Raw genomic sequence first — 17,418 nt, forward strand, 5'->3', positions numbered from 1 at the left:
GGCCGCTTCGCCTCAAGCTGCCTGATAGGCGGCGCTGCGCGCCGCCATCACGGCATCAAAAGCCTCTCCCATGACTTCCGTCGAGGGGGCAAGGCCGGTGAACAGTTCGAAGGCGTCCGCCGCCTGGTAGATCGCGAGCTCGCGGCCGGTCATGATCCGAGCGCCTTTGTCTCGGGCTGCGGCAAGCAGCGGCGTGATCAGCGGCGAATAGACGGCGTCGGCGACCCACAGGTCTGCCCTGAGCAGCACCGCCGGCACGGGCGTATCTCGGTTCGGCAGCATGCCGACCGGCGTGCCGTTGACGAGGCCGGTTGCGCCATCGAGTGCCTCCTCGGCGCTGGCGGCAATGCGGGCGCCGCCGCCGTGTGGGGCGAGCAGGGTGGCCAGCTTTTCGGCGCGTGCCGGCTCGCTGTCGAAGATGCGGATGTCGGTCACGCCCAGGCTCGCCAGCGCAAACGCGATCGCCTTGCCGACGCCGCCGGCGCCGATCACAGCAACGGCGTTGCCCGCGGGCGCCAGCAGCGGCGCCACCGCGCGCGCAAAGCCCGTGGTGTCGGTGTTGTGGCCGGTCAGCCGGCCGTCCCTGACGACGACGGTGTTGACCGCGCCCATGGCGGCCGCGCCCGGCGCCAGCGCGTCGAGCAGCGGGACCACCGCTTCCTTGTAGGGATAGGTGACGTTGACGCCGGCAAAACCGAGCCGCCGCACTCCTTCGAGCATCATGCGCAGCCCGGCCGCGTCGGCGCCGGCGACCTCGATGAGCTGGTAGTGGCCGCGCAGGCCAAGCGCCTCGGCGGCGCGCTCGTGCATGGAAGGGGACGCGGAATGCGCGATCGGCGCGCCGATCAGGCCGGTGAGGAGCTTCTGGCTGGCGGCGTATTCGCGCTTCGACATGGTTCGCTATCGTCTCGTTGGGAGCGTTCGGTCCGGGTCATTAGCGGGGAAACCCACGCAATTCCAAGGGGGCTTCCAACTGTGACGATAGACTTTCCTCTGCCTAACACAATTACCCATTTATCCAGCAAACCTAACATCATGTTATTTCTTTCGCCCGCGCGCCGGCACGGCCTTGCCGGTGCCGCCCGGCACGGCTTTGCCGTTGCCGCGGGACGTCTCGACGGCGCGCATCTCGGTGCGCAGCGACTCGATGAAATACTCGGCATGAAGCGACAGCGGCGCGCCGCGCTTGACCGCGATGTAGGTGTCGAACCGCGTCGGCTCGGCGATCTTCAAGAGCTCGATCCCGGGATAGCCGCCGTGAGCCACGGTGAACTGGTCGATGATGGCGATGCCGAGCCCGGCCTTCACCAGCGCGCAGACCGTGGTGCCGAAGCGCGCGCGGATGGTGATGTTGTAGTTGAGCCGGTTGCGCGCGAAGATCTCGGCCATGATCCGGCCGTAGGGATCGTTGGGATCGATGCCGATCAGCGGATAGCGGGTGATCTCGGCGGCCGAGACCTGCTTGCGGCCGGCGAGTTCGTGGCCCGGCGGCACGATGCAGTACAGCTCGCCCGAGGCGAGCGGCATGAAGTCGAGCGCGGAATGCTCCAGCCGGTAGCTCATCGCAACGCACTCGCCGCGGCCGAGCATGAGATAGTCGATGGCCTCCTCGAGCTTGAGGATGTTGATGTCGATGCCGAGATCGGGATAGCGACGGCGCACGCGCTCGATCGCGCGCGGCACCATCACCTGCGAGATGCTGGGTACCGAGCCGATCCGCAGTTCGGACAACCCGCCGCGGCCGATCTTGGAGATGATCTCGGAGAGATCGTCGACCTTCTTGTAGACGCCGTTGATCTGCTCGAAGATGTTCTCGGCTTCCGGCGTCGGGAAGTAACGCCCGTTCTGGCGCTGGAAGAAGCGGATGCCGAGCGAGCGCTCGGTGTATTTGACGAGGCGGCTGATCCCCGGCGCCGAAACGTTGAGCAGCTTCGCCGCACCGCCGATGGTCCCCGTCACCATCACGGCACGGATCACTTCAACTTGGCGCAGCGTCATCATGTTCTTTGCGTCCGAAAGACGATCATGGCGGCGATCATCTCACGAGAGCTGCGCTGTCATCCAGCGGCAAGTGTGTGTCGATGTGGACAGTTGAGGCAAGCTCTCTCGTATCCCGGACGCGCTGCAACGCGTTTTGGCGTTGCGGCGCAGAGCCGGGACCCGGAAAGCCAGAGAGGAAGTTGCGGATGAATGGGCCTCGGCCCTGCAGCGCATCGGAAGCGGGAGAAGGGAAGGCAACGGTCAGACTGTTTCGACTAAAATCGGCGCGTTCATAAAGGCAGGCGTCGCAGAGTGCGTAACGCGGCAACCGCGCTTCAGCTCGCCGGGCCCTCGGGCGAGACGGTGTCGGCCAGCGCCTCAAGCTCGCTTTGCAGCACCTCGCGCGCGAACTCGATGATCTTCTGCTTGTTTGCCGTTTCGTGGACGGCGAAAAACACGCGGTTCAATTCCAGACCGAGCACGCTGTTGAGGGCAATGTCCTCGTCTTCCATTTGGTTTTCCCGCTGCGGACGCTCAGGTGTATCGTGACGTCAATTCTGCCACAAGTAGTTTAAATCTTCAGAGCAGATGCGCACCGGGAAACTACGGCCGCAGTGCATTTGAGGCAGCTCCCGAATACGTGCTATATGGAGCGCGAAAGTCAGGAAACGCACCGATGTCCGCCGCAGATGCCGTAGATTATGGCCGGGAGGCGCTCGACTTCATCGAAGGGCTCGGAGCCTACACCAAGGTTCCGGACGCCATGGACGCGCTTGCAACCGCGTTCGGCCGGTACGGTTTCGAACATATCATCGTGACGGGCCTGCCCAATCCCGAGCAGCGCTTTTCCCAGATGGTGCTCGCCAAGAAGTGGCCGGCGGAGTGGTTCAGCCTCTACACCCAGAAGAGCTACGACCGTGTCGATCCCGTGATCCGCAAATGCCGGCAGTCGGTGAACCCGTTCGAATGGTCCGAAGCGCCGTATGATCCGGAGCTGGAGCCCGGTGCGGTGGAGGTCATGCGGCGCGCCGCCGATTTCCGCATGTCGCGCGGCTTCGTCGTGCCGATCCACGGCTTGACCGGCTACGAGGCCGGCGTCTCGCTCGGCGGCGTCCATCTCGACCTCAATGCGCGCAGCAAGCCGGCGCTGCATCTGATCGGGATGTACGGCTTCGACCACATTCGCCGTCTGCTCGATCCGGCGCCGCATCCGTCGACGCGCCTTACCCCCCGCGAGCGCGAGGTGATCGCCTGGGCCTCACAGGGCAAGTCGGCGTGGGAGATCGGCGAGATCCTGCACATCACGCAGCGCACGGCGGAAGAGCATCTTGCAACTGCCGCGCGCAAGCTCGGCGCCGTCAACCGGACGCACGCGGTCGCGATCGCGATCCGCCACAGAATCATCAATCCCTGAAATCCCCGCCTACTGGGAAATTTCCCAATAGTCGGTTTTGTCTTTTTCGCTGAGGCTCCCCTCATTTCAAGCCATGGGGGAGTTCATGATTCATGTGATTTCTGCCGTCAATCGACACCTGTACGAGGACGTCCTCGAACAGCATTTTCGGGTTCGTCACGAGATTTTCGTCGAGGAGCGGAAATGGGAGGCGCTGCGCAAGCTCGACGGCCGCGAGATCGATACCTACGACAATGAGGACACAGTCTACCTGCTGGCTCTCGAGAACCGCCGGGTGCTGGGCGGCTCGCGCCTGTATCCGACCACAAGGCCGACGATGATGAGCGAGGTCTTCCCGCACCTCGCCGCGGTACGCGGTTGCCCCTCGGACCCGCTGGTCTGGGAGTGGTCGCGCTTCTTCGTCTCGCGCGAGCGCCGCGACGGCGCGTTCAATCTGCAGTTGATGGCGGCTGCGCAGGAATTCTGTCTCGACCAGGGTATCGAGCGGCTTTGTCTCGTGATGGAGACTTGGTGGCTGCCGCGCTTCCACGACATCGGATTCGTCGTGACGCCGCTGGGATTGCCCGCGCTGGTGGAGAATTCCTTGACCATGGCGGCAACGATCGAGATCCGTCAGGAATCGCTCGATGTCGTGCGTGACCGTATCGGGATGACCAATGTCGTCCGCCAGGACGGTCCGCGGATCGACTGCATTGCCCGTGCCAACCTCTGCGGCGCTACTGCCGCGCAACGAAAGAGCGCCTGAGATGTCGAACATGATGCGGGACAGCCAGATCATGGCGCAGATCGAGGAGGAGAATCTCGGCTACATGTCCGACATGGCGCTTGAGCTGGCGCAGATGGCGGAAGACACCGGACTGGCGACGCTCGCCTATCTGTTCCGGATGGCGGCGCTGGAGGCCTCGACGGTCAATAGCGGGCTCGCCGAACAGGATGACCTTCCCCAGCGGATGACGTCGCACTAGGCGTCATCCTTGCTTGCATTCCGACGAATTCGCACCCTCTCGCCGGGCCAACCGGCGAGAGGGTGTTTCGTTTGGGTGCGGCAGGTTGCCCCAGCCTGAGCGGCGGCCTTGTTGCAGCGCGCTCGGCATGCCGTTGGGCGGCGCGCCAGGATGCAACAAAGTGCATGTTTGATGTCGAATCGCTCTTGCCTCGGAACGATACTGCCATTACCCATTTTTCCGCCTTGAACAGGCAGGGGGAGCTCTTTCACTGATGGCGACCGTGTTCGAACATCGGCGCGACACCGCGTGCGCCTGAAAGAGTCTTGATGCTGCTCGTCGTCGAACAGTTCTTGAACGGATTGCAGTTCGGCCTGCTGCTGTTCCTTCTCGCCGCCGGCCTGACGCTGGTGTTCGGGATCATGGATCTCGTCAACCTCGCGCACGGCTCGCTCTACATGATGGGCGCCTATTTCGCTGCGACCTTTGCGGCCTGGACCGGCAGCTTCCTGCTGGGTGCGCTGCTGGCGCTCGGTGCCACGCTCGTGCTCGGCATCGTGCTCGAGATGAGTGCGCTGCGGCATCTCTATGGTCGCGACCATCTCGACCACGTGCTCGCGACGTTCGGTCTGATCCTGTTCTTCAACGAAGCCGTCCGGCTGATCTGGGGCCCGGCGGGCCTGGCCTTGCCTCTGCCGGCCTGGCTCACCGTGCCGGTGCCGATCCTGCCCGGCATTCACTATCCCGCCTATCGGCTCGCCATCATCGCTGTGGCGCTGCTGGTCGCGCTGCTGCTCTATCTCGGCGTGATGCGCACCCGCATCGGCATGCTGATCCGGGCCGGCGCCTCCAACCGCGAGATGATCGGCGCGCTCGGCATCAACATCAAGCTGCTCTACACGCTGGTGTTCGGCTTGGGCGCCGCGCTCGCCGGATTGGCCGGACTGATGCAGGCGCCGATCCTCACCGTGCAGATCGGCATGGGCGAGAACATCCTGATTTTGGCCTTCGTCATCATCGTGATCGGCGGCATCGGCTCGATCCGCGGCGCGTTCCTCGCCGCGATCTTCGTCGGCATGATCGACACGCTCGGCCGCGCCTTCCTGCCCAATTTGCTGCGGCAGGTGCTGAGCGGCGCCGCTGCCTCCACCGCCGCACCCGCGCTGTCGTCCATGCTGATCTATCTGCTGATGGCGATCGTGCTGGTGGTGCGGCCGGAGGGGCTGTTTCCGGCCAACCGCCGATGAAGGCTTTCACGGTGAGCAAGGCCGTCACGGCCCTGATGCTGGCGGGCCTCGTGCTGCTGCCGCTCTATTCGCAAATGTCGGGCAACATCTTCATCCTGACGCTGTTCACCCGCATCATCATCCTGGCGCTGGCGGCCGCGAGCCTCAACCTCATCATGGGTTTCGGCGGCATGATGAGCTTTGGCCACGCCGCCTATCTGGGCATCGGCGGCTACGCGGTCGGCATGCTCGCGCAGGAAGGCGTCGGAAGCGGCTTCGTCCAGTTCCCGGTCGCGCTCGCGGCTTCCTCGATCTACGCGCTCGTGATCGGCGCGCTCAGCTTGCGCACCCGCGGCGTCTATTTCATCATGATCACGCTGGCCTTCGCCCAGATGGCCTATTACGTCGCCTCGGGCCTGGCGCGCTACGGCGGTGACGACGGTCTCACCGTCTACAAGCGCAGCGACTTCTCCGGGCTGGTCGATCTCTCCAACCGCACGCAGTTCTATTATCTCTGCCTCGCCTGCTTGTTCGGCGTCATCTTCCTGATCTGGCGCATCGTGAATTCGCGCTTCGGTCTCGTCGTGCAGGGCCTGCGCTCCAACGAACAGCGCATGCAGGCGATCGGCTTCCCCGCCAAGCGCTACAAGCTGGTCTGCTTCGTCATATCGGGCACGATGTGCGGCCTCGCCGGCGCGCTGCTCGCCAACAACACCGATTTCGTCAGCCCGGCCGTCATGTACTGGACCCGCTCCGGCGATCTCATGGTGATGGTGATCCTGGGCGGCATGGGCACGCTGTTCGGCCCGATCATGGGCGCGGTGGTGTTCCTGCTGCTGGAAGAATTTCTGTCGCAGATCACCGAATATTGGGCGCTGATCATGGGCCCGCTGCTGCTGCTGATCGTACTGTTCGGCCGCGGCGGCATCATGGGCATGCTCGGGAGGGCTGGCCGTGGCTGAACCCCTGCTCCGCGTCGAAAAGCTGGTGCGCCGCTTCGGCGGCATCATCGCGACCGACAACGTCTCGCTCGACGTCGCGGCCGGCGAGCTACACGCCATCATCGGCCCGAACGGGGCCGGCAAGACCACGCTGATCAGCCAGCTCACCGGGCATCTCGAGCCGCATTCCGGCAGCGTCTCGCTGGCCGGGCGCGACATCACCTATCTGCCGGCCTATCGCCGCTGCGCGCTCGGACTTGCGCGTTCGTTCCAGATCACCTCGCTGCTGCTCGATTTCACTGCCGCGGACAATGTCGCGCTGGCAGCCCAAGCCCATGCCGGCACCTCGTTCCGGTTCTTCGCCGATGCGCGTAAGGAGCGATCCTTGCGTGATGCCGCGCATGCCGCGCTCGATCGCGTTGGCCTCGCCCATCGCGCCGATGTGCTGGTGTCGAAGCTCAGCCATGGCGAGCGGCGCCAGATCGAACTCGCGGTCGCGCTCGCGAGCAAGCCGAAATTGCTGCTGCTGGACGAGCCGATGGCCGGTCTCGGCGTCACCGAATCCCAGGGCATGGTGAAGCTGCTCCAGGAACTGCGCAAGGAAGTCTCGATCGTGCTGGTCGAACACGACATGCCGGCGGTGTTCGCGCTTGCCGACCGCATCTCGGTGCTGGTCTATGGTCGCGTCATCGCCTCCGGCGATCCGGCCGCGATTCGGGCCAACGAAGACGTCAAGCGCGCCTATCTCGGCGATCAGCACGTGGTGACGCATCATGGCTGACACGCTGCTCGACGTCGACGGCATCGAGACCTGCTACGGCCTGTCCCAGGTGCTGTTCGGCCTGTCGCTGTCGATCAAATCAGGCGAGATGGTCTCGCTGATGGGCCGCAACGGCATGGGCAAGACCACGACCATCCGCTCCATCATGGGCCTGACGCCGGCGCGCGCCGGCAGCATTCGTTTCGCCGGCGCCGAGGTCAGGCAGCTTCCCTCGTACAGGATCGCAAAGCTCGGCGTCGGCCTGGTGCCTGAGGGACGTCAGATCTTCCCGAACCTCACCGTGCGCGAGAATCTGGTCGCGGCCGCGGCCGATCGTTTCGGCAGCCCCAACCCCTGGACGTTGGCCGCGATCTACGTGCTGTTCCCGCGCCTCGCCGAGCGCGCCGGTAACATGGGCAACCAGCTCTCCGGCGGCGAGCAGCAGATGCTCGCGATCGGCCGCGCCCTGATGACCAACCCGAAGCTGCTGATTCTGGACGAAGCGACCGAAGGCCTTGCGCCGCTGATCCGCGAAGAGATCTGGAACTGCCTGTCGCTGCTCAAGAGCCGGGGCCAGTCGATCCTGGTCGTCGACAAGAACGTCGACCACCTCGCCCGCATCTGCGATCGTCACACCATTATCGAGCGCGGCAGGACGGTGTGGAGCGGCACCTCCGACGAGCTGATGGCCGAGCCGGATCTCCAGCACAAATATCTGGGCATCTGAGGCGTTCGTCGCCCTCCGCGCGTAGCGCAAAGCTTCTTCGAGCAAATCCAGTTTCGAAATCCTCCAAACTGCGCGCTCCGCCCTTGAGCGCGCCGCCGTCAGCCGTCAAAGAAGCCGCGTAAGCGGAATTCGATGCGGGACTTTTACGATCAAATTGTCGGACGGCCTCAAGACGACAACGGTTCCGCACAGCCCGACGCTTCAACAGCGGGCCAATGGCTGGATTTTCCGGGCTGCGTGTTTGTCAGGGGCGAGTTTCGCGCCGACGCGGGAGGTTCTGCGATCGCAGCTTCGGGCCTGTTCATCTCCGTGGCGTTTGACGACAGTGCTGGCCGCGGCATTCTGACGCGCGCTGCCAGCGGTGAGCGGCAGATGATGGCAATTGCCGTGCGCGAAGACAGCGCCGTGACCCGCTCTGGCGATCGTCCTGCCATCGGCCTTGCTCTTCCCCGGGCGTCCATCGATGAGCTTGGACTCGGCGACGAGTTTCAGGCGCTGTTTGGGAACGAGGGGGCAGGCACGGCCGTCGTCTCTTTGACGGCATCGCCACGCATCGAGGCCGTCGCGGCAGAAATGTTCTCTCCGCCGGTCGCGGGAAGCGCAGGCCAATTGTTGCTGTCGGCGCACGCCGCCGAGATCATCGTCCACGCCTTGTTCAGTGAGCGCGGCCGGATTGCGGTCGACCCGGCAGCCGACCTCCAGAGGATGCGGTTGCAATCGGTCAAGGAGCGGATGGATGCCGATCTCGCCTACCCCTGGAGCATCGACGAACTGGCGCGGAGTGCAGGGCTGAGCCGCAGGTCCTTCAACCAGAAATTCCAGATGGTGTATGGCGAGAGCGCGATCGATTATTTGAGGGCGCAGCGCCTCGATGCCGCACGTGCGCTTTTGATTCATCAGCGCTTGTCGGTCACCGAAGCGGCCTATCGGGTCGGCTATGCCCATCCGGCCAATTTCGCAACGGCGTTCCGCAGGCGTTTCGGCCATTCGCCGAAGCGCTGTCAGTAACTCGAAAGCCTCCACGCGTGATCAAAGGTGATTTGCGCACGCGCAAAGGCGGCGCGCGCCTCGATCTGATTACTCCCGGGTTGTCCAAATACGGAACGCGGGGAAGACGATGAGGCGCAACGACGGGCAACTGCCCGGCTGGGAACGAATGAAGGCCGGCCTGGGCATGGCTGGCTTGGGGGCGGCCGGCTTGGGGATGGTGCTGCACGCGACGCCGTCGCTCGCACAGGTCTCCGGGACCAATTCGGCATCGACGGCGGCGACATTGCCGCCCGTCACGGTCGAGGCACCGAACCAGGTGCGTCCGCGCTCCCAATCCGCCCAGCGCGCCGCGCAATCGCAGCGTGGCCGCGCCGTGCCGCCGCGCAATGCCGCAGCCGGCCAAGCCCGAAGCCCTGATACGCGCGAGGCAGGTAGCGGCCGTAGCGATGCGTCGAGCGAGAACAGCTATGTTGCAAGCGGCAGCACGGCGGGCACGAAGACGAACACGCCATTGCTGGAGACGCCGCAGTCGATCTCGGTGGTGACGCGCAAGGAGCTCAACGATCGCGCCGTGCAGACGTTGACGGAAGCGGTCGGCTATCAACCGGGCGTCCGCATCGATGCCTCCGGCTACGATCCGCGTTTCGACGCCATCGCGATCCGCGGCTTCGACGTCACCTACAACGGCATCTATCTCGATGGCTTGCGCCTCGTCGGCGCCGGTCTCGGCGTCTTCAAGACCGAGCCTTATGGCGCCGACAGCATCACGGTGGTGCGGGGCCCGAGTTCGGCGCTTTACGGCCTCGGCTCGCCCGGCGGATTGATCGACCTGCAGAGCAAGCTGCCGACCAGCCAGCCGTTCCACGAGGTGCAGACGCTGTTCGGCGATCGCGAGCGCATTCAGGGGAATTTCGATTTCTCGGGGCCGATCGATCCCAACGGCCAGTTCTCGTATCGGCTGACCGGCGTGGTTCGCGACGCCGACGTGTTCGTGCCCGGCGGCAAGGACAATCGCACCTACGTCGCTCCGGCCGTCACCTGGAAGCCGGATCAATCGACGACCCTGACGATTCTCGGCGCCTACCAGAAATCGAAGACGCCCGGGTCGATGTTCACCTACTCTTCGGGCACCGGCACGACCACGGACATCTTCACCGGCAGCCCGTCCTACAATTCGCTCGATCAGGAACAGGGACGCGTCGGCTATTTGTTCGAGCATGCGTTCAACAATGCCGTGACCGTTCGCCAGAAATTCCGCTATGTCGACGTCGATGCCGTCACGCGCTATGTCGGCTTTCTCGGAGCGCCCGTCGGCAATGTCGTCTCGCGCTATACCGGCTACGTCCACGACACGCTGCAATCGGCCATCATCGACAACCAGGTGGAGGCCAAGCTCTCGACCGGCCCGGTGCAGCACACGCTCCTGATCGGCACCGACTACACCTCGTCGAAGTTCAACGACAAGCAGGGATTCGGCTTCGGCGTCTCCGATCTCAATCTGGCCGCGCCGGCCTATGTGCCGGAATCGATTCCCGATCCCGCGATCTCGTCCTCGACGCGGCAGCGGCAGGCCCAGTCCGGCGTTTACATCCAGGACCAGGCCAAGCTCGACCACTGGATCCTGACGCTGAGCGGCCGCAGCGACTGGGTCCGCACCACCGGTGAGGATCTGTTCGCGTTGACCCGGCAGCAGCAATCCGAACAGGCCTATAGCGGCCGAGCCGGGCTGACCTATGTGTTCGATTCCGGAATTGCGCCCTACGTCGCCTATTCGACCTCGTTCTTTCCCAATCTCGGCGTCGATCCCTCGGGTGCCTTCTTCAAGCCGACCACCGGCGAGCAGACCGAGATCGGCGTCAAGTATCAGCCGCTGGGCACGCGGAGCTTCATCACCGCCGCGGTGTTCGACCTGACCCAGGATGGCGGCCTGGTGACGACGGGAACGGGCGTGACGGTCCAGCGCGGCGAGATCCGGAGCCGCGGCTTCGAATTGCAGGGGCTCGCCAGCCTCGGCGGCGGCTTCGACATCACCTCGTCTTACACCTATCTCGACATGGTCACCAAGCAGGCCGGCGACAGCTCGCTGGTCGGCAAGTTTCCGTCGGGAAATCCGCCCCACACCGCGACGCTATGGGCGAACTATGCCCTGCCGCTGGCAGGCCCGTTTGGGGGACTGAGCATCGGTGGTGGCGCGCGTTATATGTCCTGGAGCTATGGCGACGACCTCAATACGTTCAAGAACAGCTCGGTGACCCTGGTCGATGCGGCGCTGAAATATGATTTCGGCCAGGCGGCGAAGGAACTGAAAGGACTTCAGTTCCAGGTCAACGCCAAGAACCTGTTCAATCTGCACTACACGACGTGCCAGGTCGGCTATTGCTACCGCGGCGCCCCGCTGACGGTCATCGCAACGCTTGGCTATCGCTGGTGAATGGACGCTCGATGAAGAGGGCTACCTTTCAATCACCAATAGATCCCGTGGCGATGCAATTCGCGGATCACGCGGGCCTCGACCGAGGGCGCGCGGCGCTTCGGCTTGGTCGCGGCCGGGCTCGGTTCGGCTGACGCGGCTGTCGCAGCGGTTGGCGCGGGGGCGGCGGGCGAGGTCGACGTCGTGGTTGCGGTTTGCGTGGGCGCAGGCTGTGCTGCTGCCGCCGACTGCACCGCTTGCGGCGTGCCAGCCGCCGGTGCGGCCGGCTGCTCGTTCGCCGGTTGATTCGAAGTGCTCGCCGCAAGGCTGAGGCTGCGCGAGCCGCCGGCATGGGCCTGGCTTGCGAGCAGTGACATAGCGACGATCAGGATGAGTTTACGCATGGCCATCCCCACTATCCGGTCAATCCGTCTTACCTAAATCGCACCAGCTTGGCCGCTAGCGCGCCAGCCGATGGGTGCCGATTTCGATCAGGGTCGTCCGGCAGGACAGGCGGTAGATCAGGCTGAACAGTTGATTCCACATGACCGAACTCCGCTGTTGATCATTGAGGGTCACTCTAGACCCCATCTCTTTCCGGCGGTTTTCGCGACGCTGGGAAAATGGCTTCGTCAGGCCAGCCGACGTTTCGTCGGAACAGGAGACGCGAAGTCGTCTCACGGGCGTGTGAGATATTGGTTGCTGCGGCACCCAGGACCGTCTCGGGCGAACCGAATGATGCTCGTTGCGGTCAGCCTGTATCAGAGGTAGTAAGGCCAGGGGTCTTCGCGGAAGATCATTTGGGGAATGTCGCCCGCGCCAGCATGACATCGCAACCTGACGGGAATTCTCATCGTCGGCGCTGGAGAGCGATCCTGTTGCTGTTCGTTGTCCTTCCCTTTGTGCCGGAACTGGCGATCCTGCTCACGTCTCTCTTCGCGGCCATCTCAGGATGCCAGCCCGGCACCGATACCGGCTGTCCCATCGGATTTTCTGCCGCGGAAATCATCCGTCATGCGCTGGAGGCGAGCTTGCTGGTCGGCTCTCGCTTTGGCGACGGACTCGCGGCATTGTGGCTGGCCGCCTGCTGCTGGCTGATCACGCTGGGATGGCCCCGGCTATGGATCCGATTGCTGCTGGCGTTCGCGGTCAGTCTCATCTGCGCATTCGTCCCCTATTTCGGCCCGATGCTTTCGATCAGCTATCTCGTCAACCCCAAATGCTCGCCGAACGAGGGAGGCGTGGGCGATTGCATCGTCTACGGTGGCGACGTCGGCAGTGTCGCCCACAAGGTGGTCAGCCTGGGCTGGAGGATCATCGAGGGCGCTCCGATCGCGATCGGAATATTCGTTGTCTATGCGATCGTTGCGGTGATCATGGAGCTGCGCGCGAGGAGGCAGGCTCTCCGGACTCTGGGCTGATTCCCGTTCCCGGCGCTCGCCGCCGAGCCAACTCTCGATATTGTCAAGAAGCGGCAGCTATGGTCTCATGCAGCCATAGATTGTCTTTCATATTTGGAGATGTTGCCATGCGGTTTCGTTTTGCAGCATTCCGGATCATTCTCGCCAGCGCGGCGGCCGTTGTCTGGCTTTCAGCCGTTCAGCCTGCCGCGGCTCAGTCCAACAATGATCCCGATATCCTGGCGGCCTATGTCTACAGATATGCCGACTATTACCTGCCTTATGCCATCCAGTCGTCCACGGCATATAAGCCGGTCGGCACGCTGAACACGATGCGCGATGCTGGCCTCGGCGAGGAAGTCGAGTTCGCGGTGCAAAGTACGATCCCGGCTTCGCAGGATGACCTCAGAGGTCACGCGCGGAAGATCTTCAAGCCCTGGCGCTATCAATTCGGCAGCGACGCATATCTCGATTGCCTCGATTGGGCGGATGAGGCCTGCAAGGCGGCTTATGCCAGGCGCGGCTGGAACTTCGGCAGCGGTCCGACATACCAGGTGTGGGCGCGGACACGCGCCGCGGCGCGTGGAGCCTGCAGCGAAGTGAGCATTGCGTTTGCGGCACCGTAGGGTTTTCCGGGGGCGATTGGTACTCGAACTTCAGCCGGTTCGGTTCGCCCTACGACGACTATTACCAGCAGCTGCAACGCAACGTCGATACGGTCATGAGGCAGATCCAGAATCTGGACTGCTACAAGCGGGCCGCCCGGAAGCCGCAGATCGTTTCGACGGGACATTCCCTCGGTGCCGGCTTGGCGCAATTCGTAGCGCTTGCGACCAAGTCGGGTGGTCCGCGGATCGCCAAGGTGGTTGCATTCGATCCGTCTCCGGTGACCGGCGCGCACCTCGTCAACAGGGCTCTTCTGGCCGAAAACGTCCAGCGCCTCGTCATTGATCGTGTGTATGAGAGCGGAGAGGTTCTGTCATATGCCCGCGCGGCCGTTCAGGAATATCCTCAGGCGAAGTCGCGCTGCAATCCGCAGGTGCGAACCGTCGAGGTCAAGGCTGCGCGAGGCTCGATCATTGGCCTGCACGGCGTTGAATTGCTTGCGACCAACCTTGCAGATCTCACGTACAATGAGGGGAATCCACTGGGTTACCGCGCTCCGGCCACGCTGGTCGGCAATTGCGATGTCATCTATCGGCCGGATTCCGACGAGCAGCTGATCGCGCGCAACGGAAGCCAGCGCTTCGCCGCGCTTCGGCGCATTGACGCACGAAGTGCCGGCCGGCGCGTCGTTTCGAACCCTGCCAATTCGGCGCTGCGCGCGGGCGTGACACGGGTCGGCTCGCCCACGTCGAGCAACGGGCCGGATCCCCGCATGGCGACCGGCCCGACCTCGAACGCGTTTGCTCTTGCGGCCGGAGGCGCATTCGGCTTCACGCCGCTACAGCGTGCGGAATGATCGGGGCCGATTGCCGTTCAAAACACCTCGAAATATTCGCGGTGCTCCCAGTCCGTCACCTCGGACAGGAAGCGATCGATCTCGGCGTTCTTGATGTGGGTGTAATAGTCGACGAATTCGGCTCCTAGCTTCTCGCGGAAGAAGGGATCGTCCTTCAGCGCGGCGACGGCATCGCGCAAGCTCTTCGGCAGCAGCGGCGCCTTGGTCTCATAGGGCGTGTCGGCCGAGGGGCCCGGGTCGAGCTTGCGGTCGACGCCGTCGAGGCCCGAGAGGATCTGCGAGGCGATGTAGAGATAGGGATTGGCGGCGGGCTCGCCGATGCGGTTCTCCAGGCGCGTTGCGGCATCATTGGCGCCACCGAGCACGCGGATCATCACGCCGCGATTGTCGCGGCCCCAGATCGCGCGGTCCGGTGCCAGTGAATAGGAGCGGTAGCGCTTGTAGCCGTTGATGGTCGGCGTGGTGAACAATGTGGAGGCGCGGGCGTGGTCGAGCAGGCCGGCGAGGTATGCTTTGCCGAACGCGCTGAGCGGCTCGCCGCCGTCCTTCGTCATGAACTCGTTCTCGCCGGTCGCGCGCGAGACGATCGACTGATGCAGGTGCCAGCCGCTCGCGAACAGGTTCGGCAGCTTCGGCCGGCACATGAAGGTGGCGTGATAGCCGTGGCGGCGCGCGATCTGCTTTACGGCGCTCCGAAACAGCACCATGTTGTCGGCGGGCTCGAGCCCCTTCCTCGGCGCGAAGGTGAATTCGCACTGGCTCGGCCCGAACTCGACCTCGACCGAGCGCAGGGGCAGGCCGAGCGCGACGATGTCACGGCGGAGAATCTCCAGCACCGGCTCCATCTGATCGAAGCGCTGCTCGGTGAGATATTGATAGCCGTGGCTGAGCAGGCTCACCGAGGGCGGCGTGCCGGGCTGGCCGGCATCCTCGGGCCGCATATGCGCGTCGTCGAGCTTGAAGATGTGGAATTCAACCTCGAGGCCGGCGACGAAGTCGTGGCCGCGGCTGGCGAGCTCGTCGAGCACCTTGCGATAGAGCGAGCGCGTCGCGAACGGCACCGGGCGACCGTCATTGAAGTAGAGGTCGCACAGCACCCAGCCTGTGGTCGGCGCCCAGGGCAGCACGCGAAAAGTGGTGGGATCGGCGACCATCAACACGTCGGCCGCGCCCTCCATCTCCTTCATGCCGAAGCCGCCGCCCACAGTGAACACCGGAAACACCGTGCGGTGCGAGGTGTCCTTGGCCAGCATGGTGGTGGTGATGGAGCAGCCGCTCTCCAGCGAGGCGATCGCCTCGGAGGCGATGATGGTCTTGCCGCGCAAGATACCGTGCTGGTCGGGAAAGGCGAGGCGGATGACCTCGAGATTCTTTTCCTCGACGATGCGCCGCATGCGCGCTGCGGCGTCCCTCTGCTCATCCGACCACAGCGCATGACGCGCGACGAAAGTCACTTTGGTTGCTCCTCAGTCACGATGATCGACGGGGCAAGACGCTTGCCAACTTCTCCGTCATTGCGAGCGCAGCGAAGCAATCCAGAGTCTTTCCGCAGATGCATTTCTGGATTGCTTCGCTGCGCCCGCAATGACGAGGATAGACCTTCACACTCGCTCCACTGCCGTAGGGTGGGCAAAGCGAAGCGTGCCCACGATCTGTATCCATCACGGAGAAATGGTGGGCACGGCGCGTTGCGCCTTTGCCCACCCTACGGGTTCGGTGCACGCGCGTCACTCCGCCGCCGTCAGTTTGTGCACGTTGTCGGCGATCTCCTTCGGCACCGGCGCGGTCCATGGCGCACCGCGGCGGCGCTTGACGTCGACCTCCATCCAGTAGGTCTCCCAGCCCCGCGTCGGGCCGATGCCGTCCATGGCCGCCGGGCCCTGGATGCTACGCGCGTTCGTCTCGTCGAGATGCAGCATCGGCTTCTCGCCGCCCTGGACCTTTTCGATCTCCTGCCGCAGCAGGCGGCGATATTGCACGATCGCCTTGTCGCTCGAACCGAGATGCTCCTTGGTGCGGTCCTGGATCGCGCCCATCGATTCCACCGCCCACTGGTCGTGGACGTTGATGTCGGTGCCCATGCCGGTATAGGTCGCGGTCTGCTGCTCGTGCGGATCGAAACCGTAGTCGTTGCTGCGGTTCTTGCGCGACTTGTAGTCGGGCAGCTCATAGAGCTCGAGCCGCTGGTCGCGCATCTTCTGCTTGTCGACCGGGTTGGTGTAGCTGGTGAAGATCGCGTACCAATAGCAGTTCTCGTCGTCGATCGGGACGTGCCACTGCGTGATCGTCATCTCCGTGCTCATGGGAATGACGAAGCCGTGCGGAAAGAGCTGGTTGGTGACGCGCACATGGGTGCGCTCCTCATCGATCTCGCGCAGTGCGATCAGCCGCAACCCGTATTCGGTGTGCTCGACATTGATGATGGGGCGATCGTATTCGCGCAGGATCTTCGTCATCGGCAGATCAGAGCCGGCCGAAGCGCCGCGGAATTGCTTGCCGTAGGCGGAGGAGGTGTCCTCGTCCTCGAAGAAGCGGTGCAGATAGGAGGCGTGCGCGGGATCGATGCCGACCTCCAGCGCTTGCAGCCAGTTGCAGGCCATGTGGCCCTTGAACGCAAACGTGTGCGTGCCGGGCGCGACAAAACAGTCGAGCTCCGGAAATGCGGGCGGGGTGCCTTCGCCGAGATAAGCCCAGAGGATGCCGCTCTTCTCGATCACGGGATAGGAGCGCTGCCGGATGTTCTGGCAAAGCTTCGAATCCTTCGGCTCGGCCGGCGTCTCGATGCACTGGCCGTCGGCGTCGAACAGCCAGCCATGGAAGGCGCAGCGCAGGCCGCCATGCTCGAGCCGCCCGAAGGCGAGGTCGGCGCCGCGATGGGCGCAGTGGCGGTCGATCAGGCCGTAGCGTCCGGTCTCGTCGCGGAACAGCACCAGGTTCTCGCCGAGCAGTTTGACGGGACGGATCGGCCGCGCGCCCTCCAGCTCATCCACCAGCGCCGCCGGCTGCCAGTAGCTCCGCATCAGCTGGCCGCAGGGGTCCTTCGGACCGGTTCGGGTGATCAGGTCGTTCTGCTCCTGGCTCATCATGGCAGTAGCATCCCTTGTGGAGTGGCGCTTGTTCGTCTATTGAACGAATGGGCGAATTATGACATGCCTTGGATCGGC

General features: G+C 64.0%; 18 protein-coding genes. 12 read left to right on the top strand and 6 right to left on the bottom strand.

Features of this window, described 5'->3' with window-relative positions:
• Positions 1–12: 12 nt before the first annotated feature.
• From IVB26_RS02035 to IVB26_RS02045, 3 genes are all read right to left on the bottom strand, one after another.
• Positions 13–894, bottom strand: coding sequence for a shikimate dehydrogenase (locus IVB26_RS02035; RefSeq protein WP_247970392.1), 882 nt, complete (start codon positions 892–894; stop codon positions 13–15).
• 144 nt (positions 895–1,038) lie between these two features.
• Entirely contained in the window at positions 1,039–2,001 is a 963-nt protein-coding gene (locus IVB26_RS02040) for a LysR family transcriptional regulator (protein ID WP_247970393.1), read from the bottom strand.
• Between the two features lie 314 nt (positions 2,002–2,315).
• Positions 2,316–2,492, bottom strand: a complete 177-nt coding sequence (locus IVB26_RS02045; protein ID WP_247970394.1) for a hypothetical protein — start codon at positions 2,490–2,492, stop codon at positions 2,316–2,318.
• A 164-nt stretch (positions 2,493–2,656) separates the two neighbouring features.
• Here IVB26_RS02045 and IVB26_RS02050 point away from each other — a divergent pair, with 164 nt between their 5' ends.
• The 9 genes from IVB26_RS02050 to IVB26_RS02090 all read left to right on the top strand — a co-directional run bounded on the left by IVB26_RS02050 (position 2,657) and on the right by IVB26_RS02090 (position 11,413).
• Complete coding sequence (locus IVB26_RS02050; protein WP_246927773.1) at positions 2,657–3,394, top strand: helix-turn-helix transcriptional regulator; 738 nt, start codon at positions 2,657–2,659, stop codon at positions 3,392–3,394.
• 85 nt (positions 3,395–3,479) lie between these two features.
• Positions 3,480–4,139, top strand: a complete 660-nt coding sequence (locus IVB26_RS02055; protein WP_247970395.1) for an acyl-homoserine-lactone synthase — start codon at positions 3,480–3,482, stop codon at positions 4,137–4,139.
• A gap of 1 nt (position 4,140) precedes the next feature.
• A complete protein-coding gene (locus IVB26_RS02060; protein WP_247970396.1) occupies positions 4,141–4,359 on the top strand; it encodes a hypothetical protein in 219 nt (72 codons plus the stop codon).
• Positions 4,360–4,667: 308 nt separating this feature from the next.
• Positions 4,668–5,585: a branched-chain amino acid ABC transporter permease gene (locus IVB26_RS02065; RefSeq protein ID WP_247324607.1), complete on the top strand. Its 918-nt coding sequence runs from the start codon at positions 4,668–4,670 to the stop codon at positions 5,583–5,585.
• Positions 5,582–6,526 (top strand): branched-chain amino acid ABC transporter permease, encoded by a 945-nt coding sequence (locus IVB26_RS02070; RefSeq protein WP_247970397.1) that lies wholly within the window; start codon positions 5,582–5,584, stop codon positions 6,524–6,526. Before IVB26_RS02065 ends, IVB26_RS02070 begins: the two co-directional genes overlap by 4 nt.
• Positions 6,519–7,286, top strand: coding sequence for an ABC transporter ATP-binding protein (locus IVB26_RS02075; RefSeq protein WP_247970398.1), 768 nt, complete (start codon positions 6,519–6,521; stop codon positions 7,284–7,286). The genes IVB26_RS02070 and IVB26_RS02075 overlap by 8 nt, the downstream gene beginning before the upstream one ends.
• Complete coding sequence (locus IVB26_RS02080; protein WP_247970399.1) at positions 7,279–7,992, top strand: ABC transporter ATP-binding protein; 714 nt, start codon at positions 7,279–7,281, stop codon at positions 7,990–7,992. Before IVB26_RS02075 ends, IVB26_RS02080 begins: the two co-directional genes overlap by 8 nt.
• 237 nt (positions 7,993–8,229) lie before the next feature.
• A complete protein-coding gene (locus IVB26_RS02085) occupies positions 8,230–9,000 on the top strand; it encodes a helix-turn-helix transcriptional regulator (protein ID WP_247970400.1) in 771 nt (256 codons plus the stop codon).
• 109 nt (positions 9,001–9,109) lie between these two features.
• Complete coding sequence (locus IVB26_RS02090; RefSeq protein ID WP_247970401.1) at positions 9,110–11,413, top strand: TonB-dependent siderophore receptor; 2,304 nt, start codon at positions 9,110–9,112, stop codon at positions 11,411–11,413.
• Positions 11,414–11,445: 32 nt separating this feature from the next.
• On the opposite strand, the gene IVB26_RS02095 is transcribed toward IVB26_RS02090, so the two are convergent.
• A complete protein-coding gene (locus tag IVB26_RS02095; RefSeq protein ID WP_247970402.1) occupies positions 11,446–11,796 on the bottom strand; it encodes a hypothetical protein in 351 nt (116 codons plus the stop codon).
• A 498-nt stretch (positions 11,797–12,294) separates the two neighbouring features.
• Between IVB26_RS02095 and IVB26_RS02100 the strand changes: the two genes are divergently transcribed.
• From IVB26_RS02100 to IVB26_RS02110, 3 genes are all read left to right on the top strand, one after another.
• Positions 12,295–12,813 carry a hypothetical protein gene (locus IVB26_RS02100; protein ID WP_247970403.1) on the top strand — a complete coding sequence of 173 codons (519 nt, stop codon included), beginning with the start codon at positions 12,295–12,297 and terminating at the stop codon, positions 12,811–12,813.
• Positions 12,814–12,920: 107 nt separating this feature from the next.
• Positions 12,921–13,418: a hypothetical protein gene (locus IVB26_RS02105; protein WP_247970404.1), complete on the top strand. Its 498-nt coding sequence runs from the start codon at positions 12,921–12,923 to the stop codon at positions 13,416–13,418.
• Positions 13,419–13,513: 95 nt separating this feature from the next.
• Positions 13,514–14,254 (top strand): lipase family protein, encoded by a 741-nt coding sequence (locus tag IVB26_RS02110; protein WP_247970405.1) that lies wholly within the window; start codon positions 13,514–13,516, stop codon positions 14,252–14,254.
• A gap of 17 nt (positions 14,255–14,271) precedes the next feature.
• Here IVB26_RS02110 and IVB26_RS02115 read toward each other — a convergent pair whose 3' ends face one another.
• On the bottom strand, positions 14,272–15,708 hold the full coding sequence (locus IVB26_RS02115; RefSeq protein ID WP_247970406.1) for a glutamine synthetase family protein: 1,437 nt from the start codon (positions 15,706–15,708) through the stop codon (positions 14,272–14,274).
• Positions 15,709–15,981: 273 nt separating this feature from the next.
• Positions 15,982–17,340 carry an aromatic ring-hydroxylating dioxygenase subunit alpha gene (locus IVB26_RS02120; RefSeq protein WP_247970407.1) on the bottom strand — a complete coding sequence of 453 codons (1,359 nt, stop codon included), beginning with the start codon at positions 17,338–17,340 and terminating at the stop codon, positions 15,982–15,984.
• Positions 17,341–17,418: the final 78 nt, after the last annotated feature.

Origin of the sequence: Bradyrhizobium sp. 195 (genome assembly GCF_023101665.1) — a bacterium.
Lineage (GTDB): Bacteria > Pseudomonadota > Alphaproteobacteria > Rhizobiales > Xanthobacteraceae > Bradyrhizobium.